Below are 2,282 nucleotides of genomic sequence, written 5' to 3'. Positions count from 1 at the left end.
ATTAAGTTCCGCGCTCCTCTGGCTTATTCACTGAGGGTCTGTGTGCAGGTTCAGTGATGTCGTTCTGCACGTATTTTTGGGTTTTGAGTCCGCTATTTAGTGGTTATTTGGTGTGTTGAAAACAAGCCAAAAATAGGCTAAAATGTAAAAAAAATTCATTGTTCAATTACGCCCCCCTAGAGAGAGAAGGGGAAAAACTTAAATGAAAAACCAACTACTAAATAGCGAACTTTCTTTTTCAAAAAACGAAACTGAATTTTCTCTTCCCCAGTGGTGCTTTGAACTCGTCGAATGGGGTGCTGAACCTACTACCGCTCGAGAATTCTACACGGATATTTTTCAAGACCATCTCGCTCCCCACAGGGATAGGAACGATTATCAGACCGGCGAGTACACGGGCATCGCGCTAGAAATATCTCGAGAAGGCACAAAAACGACCCATAGAACCACGATAACGCAAGACCTAGGGGAATTATGGAACATCATCGATACAAGCGAGAAAACATGCTTTATCGCCCCTTTTAGCTACGCCGGGAAGAACCGGACGAACAAGAACGCGCGCTACATGCATGCCATGTGTATCGAAATCGACGGAATCAAAGGCGCTGGAGGTATACACGAGCTGTTCTACTCATGGAGGAGAGAAGTTGACCCCCTTCCTCAGCCGACCTATATCGTAGCAAGCGGAAGCGGACTGCACCTCTACTTTGTTTTTGAGAAGCCTGTACCCATGTATCCTAAGCTTTTCCAGCAGTGGAGCGTACTTAAGAAGCAACTGACACGCACATTCTGGAGTACGTATGTCACGACTCTTCACAATCATGTGCAGTATGAGAGTTTGAATCAAGCCTTCCGTATGCCAGGCACGCTCACGAAAAGTGGAGCGCGTGCTCTCGCTTTCCGTACAGGTGGCAAGGTTACGCCCCAGTACATGAACCATTTCGCATTAGAAGAAAACCGTGTAGACCTCACCGTCAAGAACGAGCACACGCTCGAAGAAGCCAAGGAACTCTACCCAGACTGGTATCAGCGCCGTATCGTGAACAAAGAAGAACGCGGACACTTCAGCCGATACGAAGGTATCTACCACAACTGGAAAAAGAAAATCTACAGTGGTGCGACCGTCGGGCATCGTTACAACTGCTTAGAAAACCTGTGTGCGCTGGCAGTGCAATGCAACATACCACGCGAACAGCTCGTCGAAGACTGCAACAAGCTTGCTAAACGTTTTGAGAAACTCACGGAAGAAGAAAATAACCACTTCACTCAATACGACATCGATAGCGCTTTACGCATTTACGATAATCCAACCGACAACGCGTACCGGAGAAAAGTAGAAATCGTCAGCGCCAGAACAGGAATCCCCCTCACACGCAACAAACGCAACGGACGACCGCAAAAACAACATGTACGAATCATGAACGCTGTTCGCGATGTTGTACATCCTGATGGAAGTTGGCGTGTTGGTAATGGTCGTAAGTCGAAGAGGGATGTTGTGAAGCGGTGGCGGTTGGATCATCCTGACGGCAGGAAGATTGATTGTCAGCGTGAGACGGGTTTATCGCGTCCTACGGTACTGAAATGGTGGGATGCTGAATAGCTGGCTGGGGGGGGGTGGAGCGTTGAGCGTAAGCCCCCGAAATGTGGCTGTGAAGGGGTGTTTTTAAGATGGGGGTATACTACGACCCCCCATATGTGACATGTGACACTCGACTGTGAGCGTTTGAGGGGATGTTTTTCTAGACTATCACGGGTTATTACACGGTGAGTCGGTATTCCCATTGGTGTTTGTCTGGCAGTTTCCCCCCGTTTGCGTTCCATGTGGCGGTTGCGCGGTTTCCTGTGGGAGTCTGCCCGTTCGCCGTGTTGTAGGTGAACTGGTTACTAATGTTTGCGCCCGTGGTGATGTCCCAGACCTGCTGGTCGGTTATCGTGTAGTGTAAGCCGTTTGGGTTTATCGTATCTGAGAACCAGAGGGCTTCACCACCGACTCCCGTACCCGTGGTGATGAACGTCGTGTTACGCATACGGTCAGCCGAGATACCCTGCNNAATACGCTTGACTGGGGGCGCTGGTGGTGTTTTTGGTTTGGCTGGCTCATCCTGAGAGGGCTAGATATCATTAATGTGCGCGTTCTTTCCTACTCGGTCGGTGGACTCTGGGCCGAGCTATCCGACGGTTGTATCTCCACCGTTGCCACCACGCTGGAACACGGTATTAATGTTGTGGTTGTTGCCGTTGTAGGACAACTGCTTCCACGAAAAACTCGCAAGACTCTTCTT

General features: G+C 49.5%; 2 protein-coding genes. One reads left to right on the top strand and one right to left on the bottom strand.

Features of this window, described 5'->3' with window-relative positions:
• The first annotated feature begins 202 nt into the window (after window positions 1–202).
• A complete protein-coding gene (locus ALMA_RS07985) occupies window positions 203–1,600 on the top strand; it encodes a hypothetical protein (protein WP_094727310.1) in 1,398 nt (465 codons plus the stop codon).
• A 157-nt stretch (window positions 1,601–1,757) separates the two neighbouring features.
• On the opposite strand, the gene ALMA_RS07980 is transcribed toward ALMA_RS07985, so the two are convergent.
• Window positions 1,758–2,027, bottom strand: a complete 270-nt coding sequence (locus tag ALMA_RS07980; RefSeq protein WP_094727308.1) for a hypothetical protein — start codon at window positions 2,025–2,027, stop codon at window positions 1,758–1,760.
• Window positions 2,028–2,282 lie beyond the last annotated feature (255 nt).

The organism is Alloscardovia macacae (assembly GCF_002259705.1).
Lineage (GTDB): Bacteria > Actinomycetota > Actinomycetes > Actinomycetales > Bifidobacteriaceae > Alloscardovia > Alloscardovia macacae.
The sequence above is the reverse complement of the archived record's forward strand: the minus strand, read 5'-3'. Positions and strand labels throughout refer to the sequence as shown.